Origin of the sequence: Flavobacterium luteolum, from assembly GCF_027111275.1 — a bacterium.
GTDB lineage: Bacteria > Bacteroidota > Bacteroidia > Flavobacteriales > Flavobacteriaceae > Flavobacterium > Flavobacterium luteolum.
Genome location: NZ_CP114286.1, coordinates 3,509,248 through 3,527,439 on the forward strand (window position 1 = coordinate 3,509,248; position 18,192 = coordinate 3,527,439).

General features: G+C 39.0%; 10 protein-coding genes. All 10 read left to right on the plus strand.

Going from position 1 to position 18,192, the window contains the following annotated elements; all coding sequences use genetic code 11:
* Positions 1-24: 24 nt before the first annotated feature.
* The 10 genes from OZP10_RS14920 (at position 25) to OZP10_RS14965 (ending at position 18,185) form a co-directional block, all read left to right on the plus strand.
* Positions 25-1,521: an aminotransferase class V-fold PLP-dependent enzyme gene (locus OZP10_RS14920; protein ID WP_281631584.1), complete on the plus strand. Its 1,497-nt coding sequence runs from the start codon at positions 25-27 to the stop codon at positions 1,519-1,521.
* Between the two features lie 27 nt (positions 1,522-1,548).
* Entirely contained in the window at positions 1,549-2,499 is a 951-nt protein-coding gene (trxB, locus tag OZP10_RS14925; protein WP_281631585.1) for a thioredoxin-disulfide reductase, read from the plus strand.
* 230 nt (positions 2,500-2,729) lie between these two features.
* Complete coding sequence (locus OZP10_RS14930) at positions 2,730-4,106, plus strand: TlpA family protein disulfide reductase (RefSeq protein WP_281631586.1); 1,377 nt, start codon at positions 2,730-2,732, stop codon at positions 4,104-4,106.
* Positions 4,107-4,520: 414 nt separating this feature from the next.
* Positions 4,521-5,282: an NUDIX hydrolase gene (locus OZP10_RS14935; RefSeq protein WP_281631587.1), complete on the plus strand. Its 762-nt coding sequence runs from the start codon at positions 4,521-4,523 to the stop codon at positions 5,280-5,282.
* A gap of 381 nt (positions 5,283-5,663) precedes the next feature.
* Positions 5,664-6,485, plus strand: coding sequence for an alpha/beta hydrolase (locus OZP10_RS14940; RefSeq protein ID WP_281631588.1), 822 nt, complete (start codon positions 5,664-5,666; stop codon positions 6,483-6,485).
* Between the two features lie 49 nt (positions 6,486-6,534).
* Positions 6,535-9,102, plus strand: a complete 2,568-nt coding sequence (locus tag OZP10_RS14945; protein ID WP_281631589.1) for a glycoside hydrolase family 2 TIM barrel-domain containing protein — start codon at positions 6,535-6,537, stop codon at positions 9,100-9,102.
* Positions 9,103-10,019: 917 nt separating this feature from the next.
* A complete protein-coding gene (locus tag OZP10_RS14950; protein ID WP_281631590.1) occupies positions 10,020-12,341 on the plus strand; it encodes a TonB-dependent receptor in 2,322 nt (773 codons plus the stop codon).
* Positions 12,342-12,448: 107 nt separating this feature from the next.
* The gene (locus OZP10_RS14955) at positions 12,449-12,838 is read left to right on the plus strand and encodes a hypothetical protein (protein ID WP_281631591.1); all 390 of its coding nucleotides are present in this window, start codon (positions 12,449-12,451) and stop codon (positions 12,836-12,838) included.
* Positions 12,839-12,988: 150 nt separating this feature from the next.
* Positions 12,989-15,877 carry a glycosyl hydrolase gene (locus OZP10_RS14960; RefSeq protein ID WP_281631592.1) on the plus strand — a complete coding sequence of 963 codons (2,889 nt, stop codon included), beginning with the start codon at positions 12,989-12,991 and terminating at the stop codon, positions 15,875-15,877.
* Between the two features lie 4 nt (positions 15,878-15,881).
* The gene (locus tag OZP10_RS14965) at positions 15,882-18,185 is read left to right on the plus strand and encodes a glycoside hydrolase family 3 N-terminal domain-containing protein (RefSeq protein WP_281631593.1); all 2,304 of its coding nucleotides are present in this window, start codon (positions 15,882-15,884) and stop codon (positions 18,183-18,185) included.
* The last annotated feature ends 7 nt before the right edge of the window (positions 18,186-18,192 follow it).

Here is an 18,192-nt window from a genome sequence, read left to right on the forward strand (position 1 = left end):
AAGTATTATATACTGTAAAGTTTAATGAGCACTACTACTACCCAAAACAATATTTCCCCGTTAGAGTCCTACTTCGGGTCTTTCAGACCGCATATAGTGGGAACAGGCCATAGGTTTAAATCCTATTACGGGGAACAAAAATTAGTATATGCCGACTGGATTGCAAGCGGAAGGTTGTACGGTCCCATTGAAGATATCATGAGATACAAGATAGGACCTATGATTGCCAACACACATTCATTTTCGAGTGAAACGGGAAAAGCTTCCACGTATGCGTATCAGCACGCCAGAATGCTGATAAAAAAGCATGTAAATGCAGCTGAAGACGATGTGCTGGTAACAACAGGAGCAGGAATGACTGCCGCACTCTCAAAGCTCCAGCGTTTAATGGGGCTTCAGCAGACAGGTTCGGAAATTCAAAATTCAGCAGACTCTGCGCAAAAACCAGTTGTATTCATTACTCATATGGAACACCATTCCAATCAGGTTCCCTGGTATGAAATTGGTGCAGATGTAGTAATTCTGCCTGCAGATGAAAATTTTCTGGCGGATCCTTCTGTTTTGGACAGGATTCTAGACAAGTACAAGGATAGAAAAGTTAAAATAGGCTCTTTTACGGCCTGTTCGAATGTAACGGGCATTATTACGCCTTATCATAAAATGGCGGCAGTGATGCACAAGCACGGAGGTATCTGTATCATAGATTTTGCAGCCTCGGCACCGTATGCCAATATTGATATGCACCCTGCAGATCCAGAGGAGCGTCTGGATGCCGTGCTCTTTTCACCTCACAAATTTCTGGGAGGACCGGGAACCTGCGGCATTTTAATTTTTAATGAAAAACTATATAAATCCCGATTTCCTGACAATCCGGGAGGGGGCAATGTAAAATGCACTAATCCTTGGGGGGATTATTTTTACAGTAATATTCCCGAGGTCAGGGAAGACGGGGGAACCCCAGGTTTTCTTCAGGTTATGAGAACTGCCTTATGCATCGAGCTCAAGGAAAAGATGGGAGTTGAGAATATGAAGAAAAGGGAAAAGGAATTACTGCACCTCTGTTATACAGAGCTTCTTAAAATTCCCGGACTATCTATACTGGGCGATATTCAAACGGAGCGTATCGGATGTGTTTCTTTTACAGTTGAAAATATCCATTATAACCTTCTGGTACGTCTTTTAAATGACCGTTTCGGCATTCAGGTCCGCGGCGGCTGGTCATGTGCCAGCACCTATGCGCACCATCTCTTTGATATTGATAAGAAGCAGTCCCAAGTTATTACAAAAGGCATCCTTGAAAAGGATTTAACACAGAAACCAGGCTGGGTCAGATTATCACTGCACCCGACTATGACCAACGAGGAATTACTGTTTATCTGCGATGCGGTACAGAAAATTGCTTTTTACTGTGAGGACTGGCAGAAAGGATATCAGTACAATCCGGCAAGTAATGAATTTGACAGCATAACAGAAAAAGAGCTTCTTGCCGAGAGTGTAAAGGAATGGTTTATCCTTGATTAATTGAGTTTTGAATTACAAAAATATTATATGTCAGATACAATCGAAAAAATTAAATGCCTGATTATTGGTTCTGGTCCCGCAGGTTATACTGCTGCAATTTATGCAGCCAGAGCAAATATGAATCCTATTTTATATCAGGGAATGCAGCCAGGCGGCCAGCTGACTACAACTAATGAGGTGGAGAATTTTCCGGGTTATGCTGATGGAATTACAGGCCCCGAAATGATGATGCAGTTACAAGAGCAGGCAAAACGTTTTGGAGCTGATATCCGCGATGGATGGGCTACAAAAGTAGATTTTTCAGCACAGTCACATAAAGTCTGGATTAACGATTCGATCGAATTACAATGTGAAACCGTTATTATTTCTACAGGTGCTTCGGCAAAATATTTAGGATTACCATCAGAACAGCACTATTTAAATATGGGCGGGGGAGTTTCAGCCTGCGCAGTCTGCGATGGATTTTTCTACCGAAATCGGGACGTTGTAATTGTCGGCGCCGGAGATTCTGCTTGTGAGGAGGCACATTATCTGTCTAAACTTTGTAAAAAGGTAACGATGCTTGTCAGAAGCGAGAAATTCAGGGCATCGAAAATTATGGAAGAACGTGTCCGCAAAACTGAGAATATTGAGATTTTAATGAATCATGATACTGTAGAAGTTGTAGGCGACCAGCATGTAGTTTACGGCGTTAAAGCATTAAATAAAAATACAGGGGAAGTTATTGAAATTCCTGCCACAGGTTTTTTCGTAGCCATTGGGCACAAACCAAATACAGATATTTTTGCTGATTACATTTCCCTTGATGAAACTGGGTATATCATAAATGTTCCGGGAACATCCAGAACAAATGTCGATGGCGTATTTGTGGCTGGCGATGCTGCGGACCAGGTTTACCGCCAGGCTATTACTGCTGCAGGCACTGGCTGCATGGCAGCACTTGATGCAGAAAGATATCTGGCATCAAAAGAAGACTGATTTTTATGAAATGCCAGTAAGAAGCAGGCTCGCAGGAGCGGTGGATTTTTATAATTTTTTAATAGTTGTCTTTCATTGTTTTTATGTAAACGTATAAGTTAGTACTTTTTGAAAGATACAGGGGGCTGCTTGCAGCTCCTTTTTTACCCGGTTCATGGGGAAAGCATTAGAAAAAATTAAAGGCAGAAGATTATGAATTGATAATTTACATTAACATAAAAAAAATTGAAATGAAAAAAGTAATACTGCTGGCAGTTTTTGTATTAAGCTTAACAGCATGGAAGTCGAAATCCGCAGACTACACTTTAATATCAGGCGTCATCACTAATAAAACCGAAGATTTTAAAATCGTAAGCAGGGACCAGTCATTTTCTAAGACTTTAAAAATCTCGGCAGATGGACACTTTCAAGATACCCTGCGTGTAAAGGAAGGCATATATTACCTGCTGAATGGTAAAAATTATGCATTATTATATGTGGAAAATGGAAATGATATTAAAATCAATGCAGATGCTTCAGATTTTTACAAAACATTAAAATTCTCTGGTAAAGGATCTGAGATATGCGGTTATCTACTTCGCAAGGATCAAATCAAAAAAGATTTAATCGGGCCTGACCAGTCGTCAGTTTATAAGTTGGAAGAGACTGCTTTTAAGGCAAAATTTAAAGAAATTAAGGACAAGACACAATCAGTGCTGGTTACTTCAAAAGGAATTCCTGCAGCTTATGCCGCGAAAGAAACCAGAAACATTCAGTACGCGTATTTCGCTGAGTTGGAAAAATACGAGAAATATCATGAGTATTATACACCGATGGAAGGCTTCAAAGTATCAAAAGACTTCTTGAATGATCTGGCAGGATTAAAGCTGGACAATTTGGAAGATTTCAAATTTTCTGAGGAATATAAAAAACTGCTTGTTTCTCATTATGAAAAGAAAGCCTCTGAACTGGAAAAGACAGAATCTATTGATGCAGATATAGCGCTTCTTAAAACATACAGCACAATTTCAAATCCGCTGATCAGGAATCAGCTTTTGTTTGAATCAGCAGAAATGGGAATTACTTATGCGGAAGATCTTGAAACCTATTACAAGATTTTCATGGGTGCAGATTCTGATGAGCAGCACAAAAATAAAATTACAAAAACATACAATGAACTGGTTAAAGTGTCCAAAGGGCGTCCTTCTCCAAAATTTGCTGGCTATGAGAACAATGCGGGAGGCACAACTTCTTTAGAAAGCCTGAAGGGAAAATTTGTATATATTGATGTCTGGGCAACATGGTGCGGGCCATGCAAGGCTGAAATTCCATTTCTGCAGAAAATGGAAGAGAAATATCATGATAAAAATATTGTTTTTGTAAGCATATCGGTAGACAAAGCCAAAGCACATGATAAATGGAAAGAAATGATTGAAAAGCAGAAAATGGGAGGAATTCAGCTTATTGCTGATAAATCTTTTGATTCGCAGTTTATAAAAGATTACCTGATCATGGCTATTCCTCGTTTTATTCTGATTGATCCTCAGGGGAATATTGTAAGTTCAAATGCACCGAGACCGTCTGACGAAGCAAAATTAACCAGCCTTTTTACTAAACTGGGCATTTAAAGCTGCTATCTCGATAACCCTTTTACAGGTGTGTTTTTCTGCAGGATCATTATTGAGATTCGGTCTTATTGAAACCACGTTAAATTATTTTAATCCTTCTTTATATGCCTTTTAAATTGAAAATTTTGAATTAGTAAGCAGTGTTTCCTTATTTAAAGCAGTAAAGAACAGAGAGGGCTTCGAAAGAAAGCCCTCTTTTATTGTTTTGCGTTTCCTGGAAAGGGATTTAGAAACTTTACAAAACAAAGGCTTTAAGTAACGCAGAAGAAGTTAGGGAAGCTGCTTGCTTTCCTCCAATAACTTACTTCCTTAAAATTTATCCAGAAAATGGAGCTGTTTGTATGCTAATATTAAATTTGAATTCTTAGATTTATAATTAACTTTGTAAGGTAACAAAAGGAACTGCAATTTAGTATGGAAGATTTTGAAGCTATAGAAGACTTTATGATGAATGGACATAAAGTTTATTTACCTCATATGTCTATAGAATGTGTTGTATTTGGATATGAAAATCGTCATTTAAAAGTATTATTGGTAAAATTAAGAAATGTTGGCTGGGGAGTTCCCAGCGGTTATATTCTTAAAGAAGAGGGTTTGACGCAAGCTGCTAAAAGGATTTTAAATGAACGAACATCTCTGGATAATATTTTCTTAAAACAATTTCATGTTTTTGGAGATTCCAAATACAGAATCTCAAAACGAGATGATGAAATTTGGGATAGGCTTCCGGAAAACAACTGGCTGGCAGACAGAACTCTGGCGGTTGGGTTTTATGCGATAATAGACTGCTCGGCTGCAAATATTAAACAAGATATTTTAATAGAAGACTACAAATGGGTTGAGGTAAATGAAATACCTGACAATTTATTATTAGATCATAATGAGATTATCGCAGAGGCTCTAAACACAATGCGAAAACAGATATTTAATGAGCCGATAGGATATAACCTGCTGCCTGAAAAATTTACCTTACCTGAAATTCAGATTTTGTACGAGACTGTTTTGAATAAAACTTTCGATCGGCGAAATTTCTCCAATAAATTGATTGCAATGGAAATTATTGTGAAGCTAAATGAAAAAAGAAATATTGGGCAGCACCGTTCGCCGTTTCTTTATAGTTTTCATGAAACCAATTATTTAAATGCACTCAATGAAGGCGTAGTCCAGGCCTTATAATTTATCCGCAAAATAATCAAATAAATTCGATCCGAAGCTCAAATACAGACGTATTTGGGCTTTTTTTCTGCCCGCAGGCCAGCAGTTCTGCCTGTTCAGACATTAGAGAGGCAGTACCTATTGACTATTATATTTTAGCGCGTCAAATTGTTTTTGAAGCAGTATCCCAAAATTGTAAAAGTGTAAAAATATAACTAAAAAAAAAATGATGTGACAATAAAACTTAAATAAATATATTAATTCGGCATTAATTAAAATATTTTTATATTTTTATAGCGTTATAATTACGCAATAGAATTGTTTTAAAATACGCAATGAGAAGAAGCGTTTGATTAGCTGAAAATTCTCAAAGGATTTATAATGTTTAAAAAGTTAAGTTTTATGAAAAGAGCCATTTTAGTTTTATTGGTCGCGATGAAGAGTATTCTTGTGAATTCACAGGGATATAAAACAGTATCAGGCCTTAATTACTATTCCGAATTAATCTGCAGTAAAGATGAGTATCTTAAAGATAAATGCCGGTTAGAAATTTATTATCCGGAAAATGCTAAAGATGCCGCTACTATTATCTGGTTCCATGGCGGAGGTCTCACTAACGGACAGGCTGAAATACCTGATGCTCTAAAAAAAAGCAGTTTCATTGTTGTAGGTGTTGACTATAGATTGTCTCCAAAGGTGAAAGCCCCGGGTTATATTGAGGATGCTGCTGCTGCTGCTGCATGGGTTTTCGAGAATATTCATAAATATGGGGGCAGTCCAAATAAAATTTTCATAGCCGGACACTCTGCCGGCGGCTACTTAGCGCTGATGATTACTCTGGATAAAAATTATCTGCTGAAATACAATATTGATGCGGATCGTGTTGCGGGAATTGTTCCGCTGAGCGGTCAGGCAATAACTCATTTTACAATCAGGAAAGAGATGGGGATAAATGAAACCCAGCCCATAATTGATAAATACGCACCGCTTTATTTTTGCAGGCCATCCGCCCCTCCAATATTATTGATCACGGGTGACCGCGAGCTTGAACTTCTGGGTCGTTATGAAGAAAATGCATATCTGGATCGGATGCTCAAACTATCGGGCCACCAAAATACGACTTTGTTTGAGCTGCAGGGCTTTGACCACAATATGACTGCTCCGGCTTTTCCTCTTCTAGTCAAATTTGTGAGGAGAATCAGCAAAACAAAAAAAGCAGATTAAGTACTGCAGATTTCATCCTAACTGTCTAATTTAAACCAAATGAATTAATATGAAAAGAACATTAGTAAACTTGATAACATCCATTTTGTTGATAAACAATATAAAAGAACAAAAGAAACAATTTCTAATTTTTGCAGCGATGCTTATAATGACATCAAATATTAGTATTGGCCAGAATGCGCAGCGAGAGGTCAGTTTTAACAGCAGCTGGCTTTTTATAAATAAAGATGTATGTACAGCTGATCAGAGTAATTATGATGACTCTTCATGGAGAAAACTTAATCTTCCCCATGACTGGAGTATCGAGGATCTGCCCAACCAGCAGGCCGGGCAGGTTGTCGGGCCATTTTCAAAAAAAAGCATTGGTAAGGCAGCAACAGGCTGGACAGTCGGAGGCACAGCTTGGTACAGGAAAAAATTTACCCTGTCGCCAAAAGACACGGGGAAAAATATTTCTATTTATTTTGATGGCGTTTACATGAATTCTGATGTATGGGTTAACGGCAGGCATGCAGGGTATCAGCCCTACGGGTATTCAGCTTTTTGCTATGATATTACACCATTTCTGAACAAGGATGGAAAAGAGAATGTAATTGCGGTAAAAGTGCGCAACGAAGGGAAAAACTCAAGATGGTACTCGGGATCGGGGATTTACCGCAACGTTTCTTTAATTATTACAGAGCCTCTGCATATACAGACCTGGGGAGTAGCTGTTACGACTCCTGAAATTTCTGCAAAACAGGCAAAAGTCAATCTACAGGTTAAGGTAACGAACCACTCAGAGCATTCCAAATCAGGTATATTGAATACAAAAATTATCAATTCTAAAGGAAAAGTTGTAAGCCAGTCTGAAAAAAAATACAATATTGACGCGCAGCAGAACGGAGAGATTTCTGAACAGATAGAGGTTCAGTCGCCAGAACTATGGTCGGTAGAGACCCCGGCTTTATATAAAGCGGTTACCGAAATATTGGATGGCGGCAAAGTTATCGATCGTGTGGAAACCAGTTTTGGAATCAGGGAAATTAAGTTTGACGGGGTGAACGGATTTCAGTTAAACGGCAAAAAGATAATTCTGAAAGGGGGCTGCATTCATCATGATAACGGGCCGCTGGGTGCGGCTGCATTTGAAAGAGCGGAAGAAAGAAAAATTGAGATATTAAAAAATAGCGGCTTTAATGCGGTCAGAACGAGTCACAATCCTCCTTCCCAGGCTTTACTGGATGCCTGTGACCGGTTAGGAATGCTGGTTATGGATGAAGCTTTTGATATGTGGGTAAGACCCAAAAATCCGGAAGATTATAATCTTAATTTTAATGAATGGTGGAAAAAGGATCTGCATGCAATGCTGCTTCGAGACAGGAATCATCCTTCGATCATTATGTGGAGTATCGGAAATGAAATTTATGAAGCTCCGGATTTATTAGGGCAGGAAATAGGGAAAACATTGGCGGATGAAGTAAGAAAAATTGATCCTACAAGACCGGTTACAGAAGCTTTTGTATATCTGCCTGGGTTTACAAAAAAGTCACTCACCGCATACATTCCTCATATGGATAATATAGATGTTGAAGGGTACAATTATTTTTTAGAAGGAAGTTCTGTATATTTTCAGAGAGACAGTTCTGTAGTAAATTTCGTGGACAGGCAGAATGAAAGACAGCCTGATAAAACTTTCGTCGTTACAGAATCTCTTCCGTTTTTTGCTCTGGAAAATTATAATAAGTCGCTAGTGAGCCCCTATATGATTGGAAGTTTTAAATGGACTGCATTTGATTATATAGGTGAAGCTGGAATTGGTAAATCACGATTTAAGCTAAAGTCAAGACCAGATGGATCAGGGATAGCTGGAATGGGAATATTTTTTAAAGACGAATGGCCGATTTTTAATGCAGCATGCGGTGATTTTGATTTAATTGGAAATAAAAAAGCAGCCTCATATTATCAGGATGTGGTCTGGGGCATAAGCCCTTTAGAAATTCTTGTGCATGATGCAGTGCCTGATGGAATGAAAGAGGCAGTTTCTCCATGGGGGTTTGCCGAACAAAGAAAATCATGGACATGGCCGGGACAAGAAGGCAAAAAACAGTTAGTTTATGTTTATACCAAAGCACAGAAAGTAGTTTTGAAAATAAATGGTAAGACTGCTGGAGAGCAGAATATTGCTGAGGGGTCCGTCACTGCTGTCTTTGAGGTAGATTATCAGCCTGGAATCATTTCTGCTGAAGGTTACAATAACGGCAAAAAAGTTTATTACAAAGAATTAAAAACTTCTGGAGAGGCTGCTGCGATCCGTTTGACAGCAGATCGAAAAGTGCTTCATAAATCTTCAAATGATCTTGCCTACATATCGGTAGAGATAGTAGATAAACAGGGCAACTTAGTGCCTAATATTGATGATCTTGAAATCGAATATAAACTCGATGGTAATGCTTCAATTGCCGGGTTAGGTAACGGCAATCCGTCTGATATGAGCAGTTTTCAGGGCACTTCCAAAAAAGTTTTTCAAGGAAAAGGACTGGTTATTATAAAGGCTGATGACAGCAGCGGGGAGGTTATTCTTACTGCCAGAGCAAATAAACTTCAAGAATCTCACATAAGGATCAAAATAAATTAACAGCCGGTCATTTCAAAAAAATATCTCTCATGATTACGCCGGATCAGTTAAACCGGTAAAAGCTGATTATATCAAAGCTGAAAATCGTAAAACGCCGCAGGGTAATTTTTTACTATATGATCTAATCATTGCTGCACTGAAAGAAAGAAAGCCGCATGTGCAGCTTCACGGCTTAATGTCAGCAGGAGATCTGCGAAAGCCCGCAGTTAACTGAAGAAAGGAAAAAGAGGATATTCTCAAAAAAAAAATAATCTGCTTAAACTTTTAGAGGATTTTGCAGCCTTGTAATCTGATCATCAGCCGTGTTGTAAAATACGGCTGATTTTTTTTTGTTTTTACAGCCAGCCAATAATTATTTAATGTGCTGGAAACGATCTTTTATTCTGCTTTTTGTGTCTCTATTTTTCTTAAAAATGAAATATCTGTGCTGATTCTGATATTTAAACTGCCTTGATATCTGCCTGCATAATTGAAAATGACAGAAAAATATTTAAAAATAAAATAAAATTATTTTTTTCAGGTTTTAAACCGGCTAATAATCAAGAATCTATCCAGCCGATTTACAGCTTATTTGTGTATTGCTGTTTTTCTAAAAACATATCCCTTTTCTTTTTTTGTATTGTGAAAAACTCACTAAAAAAGATATTTTTCTGAATAATTAGCTGTCGTAACGCTTTCTTTACTGTTTGTCTGTTTTTGTAAAGTTCTTAATTTTTCACGGTTAAAAATATGCATATGGCATTTTTATATAAAAAAAAATATCAAATTACCTATTGCGTGTATTGTACGTAATGAAATAAATTATATATTGCGTGATATTTACCGAATAGAAAATTTATTATTAAAACTTTAAATGCAGAAAATGCCTTAAAACAAATTTGACTTGCTAAAATTTACTAACCAACCAATAAATAATTATGAAAATTAAACAAAGAAAGTTCAGCGGATATCTAACAGGAATTCTTCTGTTTTTAAATAGTGCTGTGATCGTTGCGCAGGATAAAAAGGAAGCGGAACAGAAATCTGATTCCATTGCAGTTTCGAAGGAAGTTAAAAACCGTAACGTAATGTTAAGCGCTGAAAGCGCTTCCAGCCCAAGGCAGTTAAATATAGGCCTGCCTTTTGCAGGCGATGTGCTTATTCTGGAGAATGATGTTCCGATTGTATATACTTTCTGGACGCAGTTTCCAATGTCAACCTGGCGTTACGACAGCAGTATCGGCCGCGTGGGATTGATGTCTTTTGCCGATGGAGCTTTAACTTTTGGAAAAGTCGGGTATATGGTTACTTCTTTTGACCGTGACCCGGGGAGAAGCTTTAAAGGTAATGCTACTTTTTACACTTCCAGTTTCGGAAGTGTGAATTATGATGTGTCCATAAGCGGTCCAATAGGAAAAAAAGGCTGGGGATACAGCCTTTCGACCAATCAGATTCATGATCGTGCAAGCGGTTTTGATTACGGATTTACACCTTGGGGAGACAAAGCTGAATTTTATAAGGCGGGTATTTCAAAGCGATACTCAAAAGGTTTTGTGAAAGTACTGTACAAGCACGCTCAGGACAGAACTATTTTTGGTTCCTATGCGCCTTTAAGATATGACGGCAACGGCAAAACGTCTGAACTGGATAATTTTAAACTGGGAGGAGACTCCTATATTCTGGGCACGGGAATTTTTCCTTATTACGACCACAATACCGGGGAATCGAAATGGGGTGACGAGATGAGCGACTCTGCTACTAAAACCGTAAGCGACGCCGTATATCTGACAGGAGAACACAGGTTTAAAAACAAAATGAAATTAAACTACTCTTCGATGTTCATGAAATCAAAAGCGGCTTTCACCATGCAGTTTCCAATCAGTTTAAATATTAAGGATCCGGAGCAGCAGGCGGCAAGCGGGGATGTTTTTAAATTTTATGATACTGATAATGTTTATGAAGGTTCAGTGCAGATGATGGCAGCACAGTATTATCCTCAGGTGGATATTACCACTTCGCTGACCAGGGTTGAACTTAATCACAAGATTGGAAAGCATAGTCTGCGCGGCGGATTTACCTATCAGTATTATTTTGCACCTACTGAATATAATGGGGGTATTTACTATCAGACCGTTGAGCCGCAGCCTAAACTGGTTGACTGGTATATGGATCTTGCAGCACAGGGAATGCCGGGGGTAAAAGCAAAGGTGACAAAAGATGGTCTGCTTCCTTCTGCAGGGGTTGGATCTTACCAGGAACAGACAATCAACAAGGCAGGTCTATATTTTTCTGACGACATTGTTTTTAATACGAGATTTAACGGAGGATTTGGAGTAAGAATTGAACATGAAAATAACAGGGATTTACATGATCCGTATCTTAATCAATTTATAAAAGACAGGCCCTTAGTTACTGATTCGAGAAGCAAGTTCAACAAAGTGTTTACAGGGAATGCCGTGGCAAAAGTTACCAACAATTTCGGTTTTTTAGCAGATGCAGTTTATAACAGTTTTTATTCTCGTTACTGGGATTATAATGAGAGAGATGCAGACGGTTTCCCAACGGCCGACGCGATTACCTCTGTTGCAAAAGATAATTTTGTGAATGTGATAAATTACGGGGGAGGTATATACTGGAACCGCGGGGAGCTGTTCAGTATAGTATCGAAAGTTACACACATCAGCAAAAACAACATTGTAACCTCTCAGACGGGATATAACGCTACAGGGCAGCAGCAGACAGTTGCTCCGATTATTTATGACATCAGTACAACAGGATGGACAACGGATATCATTTCAAATCCATTTAAAAATTTCAACCTGCATTTCCTGCTTACTTTACAGAAACCGCAGTATAAAAACTATTCGTATTCAATATTCGGAAATGAGTATTCATACAACAATAAAAATATACCTGAACTGTCAAAAGTTCTTATAGAGCTTGATCCGAGCTACTATTTGTTTGATCGTGATGTGAGAGTCTGGCTGAGCTTGAGATATTTCGGACCGCAGGCAGCAAATCCAACCAATGCATTTACTTATAACGGCTGGATAGAAAATTTCGGAGGTATCGATTACCATTTTAATAAAAATATCGATTTTAAATTACAGGTAGTTAATTTCTTGGGACAAAGCGGGGTAAAAGGAGCCATAGTCGGGGCAGACCAGATTACAGATGCTACGCCGTATATCGGTAAAACAGTTGTTGCAGGTGGTATCCGTCCAAGAACTTTGGAACTGACAGTGAAGTTAAATTTTTAGCAGATAATTCAACAGGGTAATATGAGACTGTTACCCTGTTAAACACAAGAAGCATGTAAGTCTCACACAATTCAATTTTTAATATTTTAATCTTAAATCACTAACACATGAAAACAATTAGTAAAACTTTAATTATGATAATGCTTTTAATTGGGGGATTTGCCGCCAACGCCCAGAAAGCAGATGGAAATTTAACTCCAAGCGAAAAGTATTTTATTGGGAAATGGAAATTAGATGTTTTTGGAATGCCCCAGGGGGATGCTGTAATGATATTGGAGGTTACAAAAACGGATGGCGTTCTGGGAGGTACAATTGGTAATGAAGGAACAGCAGCCCTGAAATTAACAAAAGCAGAGATTAAGGATAATACCCTTACAGTACGCTTTCTTGGAGGAGGCTGGGACATTCCGCTGTATCTTGATAAGAAAGATGAAACATCAGTAACCGGAAGCATGAATGATATGTTTGACATAGAGGGCAAAAAAATTACGAAGTAATTTTTAAATGTTTTGCAGTTCTTTAAATAGTTGAGGAACTGCAAAGCATTAAATTTTTAGAATGTTTAAAAAATGCAAAGCTGGAACCAGCTTAAATCATAATACAGCCTTTGCTGCTGTTTAAGATAAAAAACTAAAACAATTACTATAATGGGAAAAAAGCTTTTTGTTTTCTTGCTTCTTTGTTCACTTACTGCTTCATATTCACAGACAGCGGAAAAAAAAGACTGGCTTAAAAGCTACGATATTTCAATTGAGAGCTTTAAAAAGCCGCCGCTTGACTACGCTCCATTTGCAAGATGGTGGTGGCCGGGTAATGATGTTGATAAAGAACAGCTGAAAGCTGAAATCAATCTGTTTGCTGATAATAATTTTGGAGGTGTAGAAATTCAGCCAATGTCGCTGGTATTTCCCACAAAGGGAAAGGGACGGGCCGATAGGATTATGGGTTTCGACACGCCGCTTTATTATGAGAATTTAAAAGCAGTATTTGAAGAGGCCAGAAAAAGAGGAGTAACTGTTGATATGACTGACGGAAGCGGGTGGCCTGCGGGCGGAGATCATTTAACCGAAGATGACAATAACTTGAAACTGGATTATGGAATAATGGATATTCCTTCCGGTAACAAGAACGCTTTAAAGATTCCGCGTGCTGCCAAGGGTGATCGCCCTAAGGCAAAGCTTGTCGCACTGCTGGCCGCAAAAGTTCTAAATAATCCTGACAATGCTAAAAAGTCATATATGCTGGATGCAGATTCGGTGATAAATATAACAGACAAAGTTAAGGACTCAACTTTTATATATTCTCCAAAGGGTTCCTCATGGAAGGCAATAGCACTGTGGTCAATTCCCGCTATGGAATCGCCAATGCTTTCAGCCAAAAAAAATGCAGGTTTTGTAATGAATCATTTTGATTCCACAAAAGTGAAAAAAAGTTTAAATTATCTTTTTGGAGAGCGTACAGGAATGACTTCTTATTTCGGAAATCCTTTCCGATCGGTTTTTGATGACAGTTTTGAGTTTAAAGTAGAACGGCATTTTTCCGAAGATTTCACTAGATTTTTTAAGGCCAACAGAGGCTATGACGCTGTAAAATATCTGCCTGCCAATATCTGGCTGGGATATAACTGCATTACTTCAAGATTATCTAATCCTGAGGCACAGCCAGATTTTATATATAGTGAAGAGGATTGGAGACTGCGTTATGATTATGATTTGACTTTATCTGAGCTGCTGGTGAAACATTTCTTTAAACCTGCTAACTTATGGGCTGAATCCAGAGGACTGCTGCATCGTACTCAGGGGTACGGCGTTAATATGGACATGATAGCTGCAGCCGGGGAGACTCAAATTCCTGAAATGGAGACCATGCAGTTTAACATCGCTTCAGAAGGAGGTTTTAAAATAATTTCATCAGGAGCTCATCTGTATAACCGTCCTGTAGTCAGCTGCGAGTCAGCTGTCTATTCGGGCAGGGAGTTTATGACTACACCGCAGAAACTTAAAATGTTAATGGATAAAGCTTTCTGCAGCGGTGTGAATCAAATTATCTGGCATGGAGTTCCTTACCAGTATTCGCCTGAAGGCTATCCTAAAGAAGGATGGTATCCCTTTTTTAATTCCGGTGTCGGAATCAGGTTCTCAACTAATATGGGAACGGCCAATCCTTATTGGAAATATATGAAGAGCATAAATCAATACGGTCAGCGTGTCCAATATGCAATGAGAAGCGGTAAGGCTCAGGCGGATGTTTTAGTTTATTTTCCTTTCCTGAGCTACAGCCAGTCAGCTGCAAATCCCTCAGAAGTCTTGTTAAAAGGATACATGAAGGATGTCGAGCCGCCTCTTTCCGCTGAAATCTCTGAACCTGAGAGCTACAATCAGCCGTCCAGTACGGAATGGCTTCAAAAGATATGGCCTCTGCTGAATGAACTTAACTCCAAAGGCATCACCTGGGACTGGATTAATGATGCTTCCGTTCAGGAATTAAAAGCTACTTCGGACAAAAAAATAAGCATCAAAGGAAATGTTTATCAGTCCATTGTTCTTTTTGACCCGCCATTTGTACAGCTTAAAAGTGCTGAAAATCTTAAAAAGCTCTCCAAAGCAGCAGTAAATATTCTAATGGTCGGCAGCCTGGCAAAAAAACAGCCAAGTTTCAATAATTACAGAAAAAATGATCAGCTGACTGAAAAACTCATTGCAGAAACATCAAAAGCAGGCAGCACTAAAATTATTGAAATAAATTCCAGCATATCATCATGGTCCGAGACACTTGATATCCCAGTCAGGTATGCTGACACAAAAAATAATTTAAGACAGGCCAGACGCTTGATGAGCGACGGATCGCTTTTGCAGTTTATATGGAACCAGAGTGAAAAATGGCAGAGGATTGATTTGAAATTAAGTCCTGAATATAAAAATGCGTACTGGATGGATGCTGAGTCCGGACTTGTAAAACCAGGGATGATTAACGGTAAAAATGAAACAGGTTACCTTCTGCCGCCATTCAGCACAATCATTCTGAATGCCAGCCTTTCACCAATACAGAATTTACAAACTGCAGAAACTGCAGGATTTAATCCTGAAAATGCCAGGGCATTAGCAGCAATAGATAAATGGGACATCAAATCAGGCCCTGCTTCTCTTAATAACAGTGGACTGTTTGACTGGAAAAGCAATGCCGACTTTAAGCATTCGTCTGAGCTGGGAGAGTACACCGCCACTTTTACGCTTGCAGATGCAGATCTATCCAAATCATACTTTTTGGATTTGGGCAGAGTCTGCTTCAGCGCAGATGTTATTATTAACGACAAACCAGTCAGTTCAATGATATTTTCTCCCTATGTATGTGATATAACAAATTACATACGTCCTGGATTAAATAAGGTGAAAGTTGTTGTAACGCCTACCAAATTTAATGAGTTTGCCGGTTTGGGAAGCAAAGGCGACAAGCTCTACAAGCTGTTAAAAGATTCTGAGCTCATGAGCCAGGGTTTATTGGGGCCGGTACATATTTACGAACAAAAAAAACAATAGAGGAATGCTTTTAAAATCAACTTGCATATATTTTTTTCTACTATCCTTCAGTGCGGCATCTGGACAAATCAGCAGAGCTCCGCAATTGGGGAAGTCGCCGGTCAAAGAGGTGATCAATGCGATGACTCTGGAAGAAAAAATTAATTTAGTAAAAGGCAGCGGCATGCGCGGCAATGAAAATAATAACGGACCTGTTGCAGGAGGCATTGACGGAAAAGTTCCAGGTGCGGCAGGCAGTACCTATGCCATACCGCGGCTAGGCATTCCTGCAATTTATATGGCAGATGGTCCTGCAGGGCTGAGGATAGATACAGCAAGGGTGAATGATAAGAAAAGGTACTATTCGACAGCTTTTCCAACAGGAACCTCGCTGGCATCATCATGGAATACAGATCTTGTTAAAGAGGTAGGAAAAGCTATGGGAAAAGAAGTTTTGGAATATGGCATCGATATTTTACTGGCGCCAGGAATAAATATTCAAAGAAATCCGCTCTGCGGCAGAAATTTTGAATACTATTCGGAGGATCCTTTACTGGCAGGCTACCTTACGAGCGCTATGGTTACCGGCATCCAGTCAAATGGAGTCGGTACTTCCGTAAAGCATTTTGCTGTAAATAACCAGGAAAACAACCGTTATAATTTAGATGCGGTAATCGGGCAGAGGGCATTACGTGAAATTTATCTCAGAGGATTTGAAATTGCCGTTAAAGAGGCAGACCCGTGGACTATTATGAGTTCCTATAATAAATTGAACGGGGTATATACTTCTGAGAGCACTTCTCTACTTACCGCCATACTGCGAAAAGAATGGGGTTTTAAAGGGATTGTTGTTACGGACTGGTATGCCGGCCGCAAACCTGTTGAACAGGTTAAAGCGGGTAATGATCTGCTGATGCCGGGCAGGGATATGGAATATACCGCCATTAAGGAAGCAATAGAAAATAAATCTCTAGATGTTGAACTTCTGGACAGAAATATTGAAAAGATACTTAATATCGTACTGCATTCCCCTTCATTTAAAAAATATAAATATTCGAATAATCCTGATTTAAAAGCCAATGCGGCAATCGCACGCAAAGCGGCTGCGGAATCTCTGGTTTTATTAAAAAATGAAAAAGCGGCACTGCCTTTAAATAAATCAAATATATTGTTATTTGGGAATGCATCATATGATACCTATATCGGAGGTACCGGCAGCGGAGAAGTATATAAGGCGTACAAAGTTTCAATATCTGATGGTCTGCAAAATACAGACTGCAGACCGGACCAGCAGTTAATGGACAGCTATAAAGCGCATATAGCTGCAGAGAAAAGAAACAGACCCCAGCGTTCGAGCCTCCTTGCAACGGAAAAACTGCTTGCGGAAAAAAAATTCACCATCGATGAAATTAATTCGATTGCTGATAGAGGCGAAACAGCTGTTATTACGATTTCCCGAACTGCAGGTGAGGGAAGTGACAGAAACGTAGATAAAGATTATTATCTGCAGGCTTCCGAAATTGAATTAATTGAAAATGTTTCATCGGTTTTTCATGCTAAAAATAAGAGGGTGGCTGTAATCCTAAATATTGATGCGGCGGTAGATGTCGCAGCCTGGAGAGATAAAGTGGATGCAATTTTACTTGCATGGCTTCCGGGCCAGGAAGCCGGAAATGCTGTTGCGGATATTGTCACAGGAAAACTTAGTCCTTCGGGGCATCTATCAATCACTTTTCCTATGAAATATGAGGATGTTCCCTCAGCAGGGACATTTCCGGGAAAGGGAGAGAAAAGACCGGCCAAAGCAGTTTATAATGACGGGATATATGTAGGTTACAGGCATAATGTGTCATTTGATGTCAAACCAGCTTACGAATTTGGTTTTGGCTTATCCTATACTAATTTCAGCATTACCGGCATCAAATTGAACAGCACTAAATTTTCTAAATCGATCAGTGCCAGCGTTAATGTTAAAAACACTGGAAACCAGTCAGGCAAAGAAGTCGTGCAGCTTTACTTATCTGCTCCCCGCAAAAACATGGATAAGCCGGAAAGAGAATTGAAAGGTTTTGCAAAAACCAAACTGCTGAAGCCCGGCGAAGCGCAGAAACTAACTTTTATTTTAACTCCTAAAGAGCTGGCTTCCTTTGATGCGCAAAAATCTGCATGGATTGCTGAAAAGGGTGCCTATACTGTAAAAATTGGAAATTCGAGCAATAATTTAAAGGTGAACCAAAGTTTCACACTTGAAAACGATCTGCTGGTTGAACAGGCCAATAATGTGCTTGCTCCGACGGATAATTTAGCTGAATTAAAAAGCGCTGAATAGTTATACG

Excerpts from the sequence above, each read along its gene's own strand:
- OZP10_RS14920 (WP_281631584.1), top strand. The coding sequence starts at position 25 with ATGAGCACTACTACTACCCAAAACAATATTTCCCCGTTAGAGTCCTAC.
- trxB (WP_281631585.1), top strand. The coding sequence starts at position 1,549 with ATGTCAGATACAATCGAAAAAATTAAATGCCTGATTATTGGTTCTGGT.
- OZP10_RS14930 (WP_281631586.1), top strand. The coding sequence starts at position 2,730 with ATGAAAAAAGTAATACTGCTGGCAGTTTTTGTATTAAGCTTAACAGCA.
- OZP10_RS14935 (WP_281631587.1), top strand. The coding sequence starts at position 4,521 with ATGGAAGATTTTGAAGCTATAGAAGACTTTATGATGAATGGACATAAA.
- OZP10_RS14940 (WP_281631588.1), top strand. The coding sequence starts at position 5,664 with ATGAAAAGAGCCATTTTAGTTTTATTGGTCGCGATGAAGAGTATTCTT.
- OZP10_RS14945 (WP_281631589.1), top strand. The coding sequence starts at position 6,535 with ATGAAAAGAACATTAGTAAACTTGATAACATCCATTTTGTTGATAAAC.
- OZP10_RS14950 (WP_281631590.1), top strand. The coding sequence starts at position 10,020 with ATGAAAATTAAACAAAGAAAGTTCAGCGGATATCTAACAGGAATTCTT.
- OZP10_RS14955 (WP_281631591.1), top strand. The coding sequence starts at position 12,449 with ATGAAAACAATTAGTAAAACTTTAATTATGATAATGCTTTTAATTGGG.
- OZP10_RS14960 (WP_281631592.1), top strand. The coding sequence starts at position 12,989 with ATGGGAAAAAAGCTTTTTGTTTTCTTGCTTCTTTGTTCACTTACTGCT.
- OZP10_RS14965 (WP_281631593.1), top strand. The coding sequence starts at position 15,882 with ATGCTTTTAAAATCAACTTGCATATATTTTTTTCTACTATCCTTCAGT.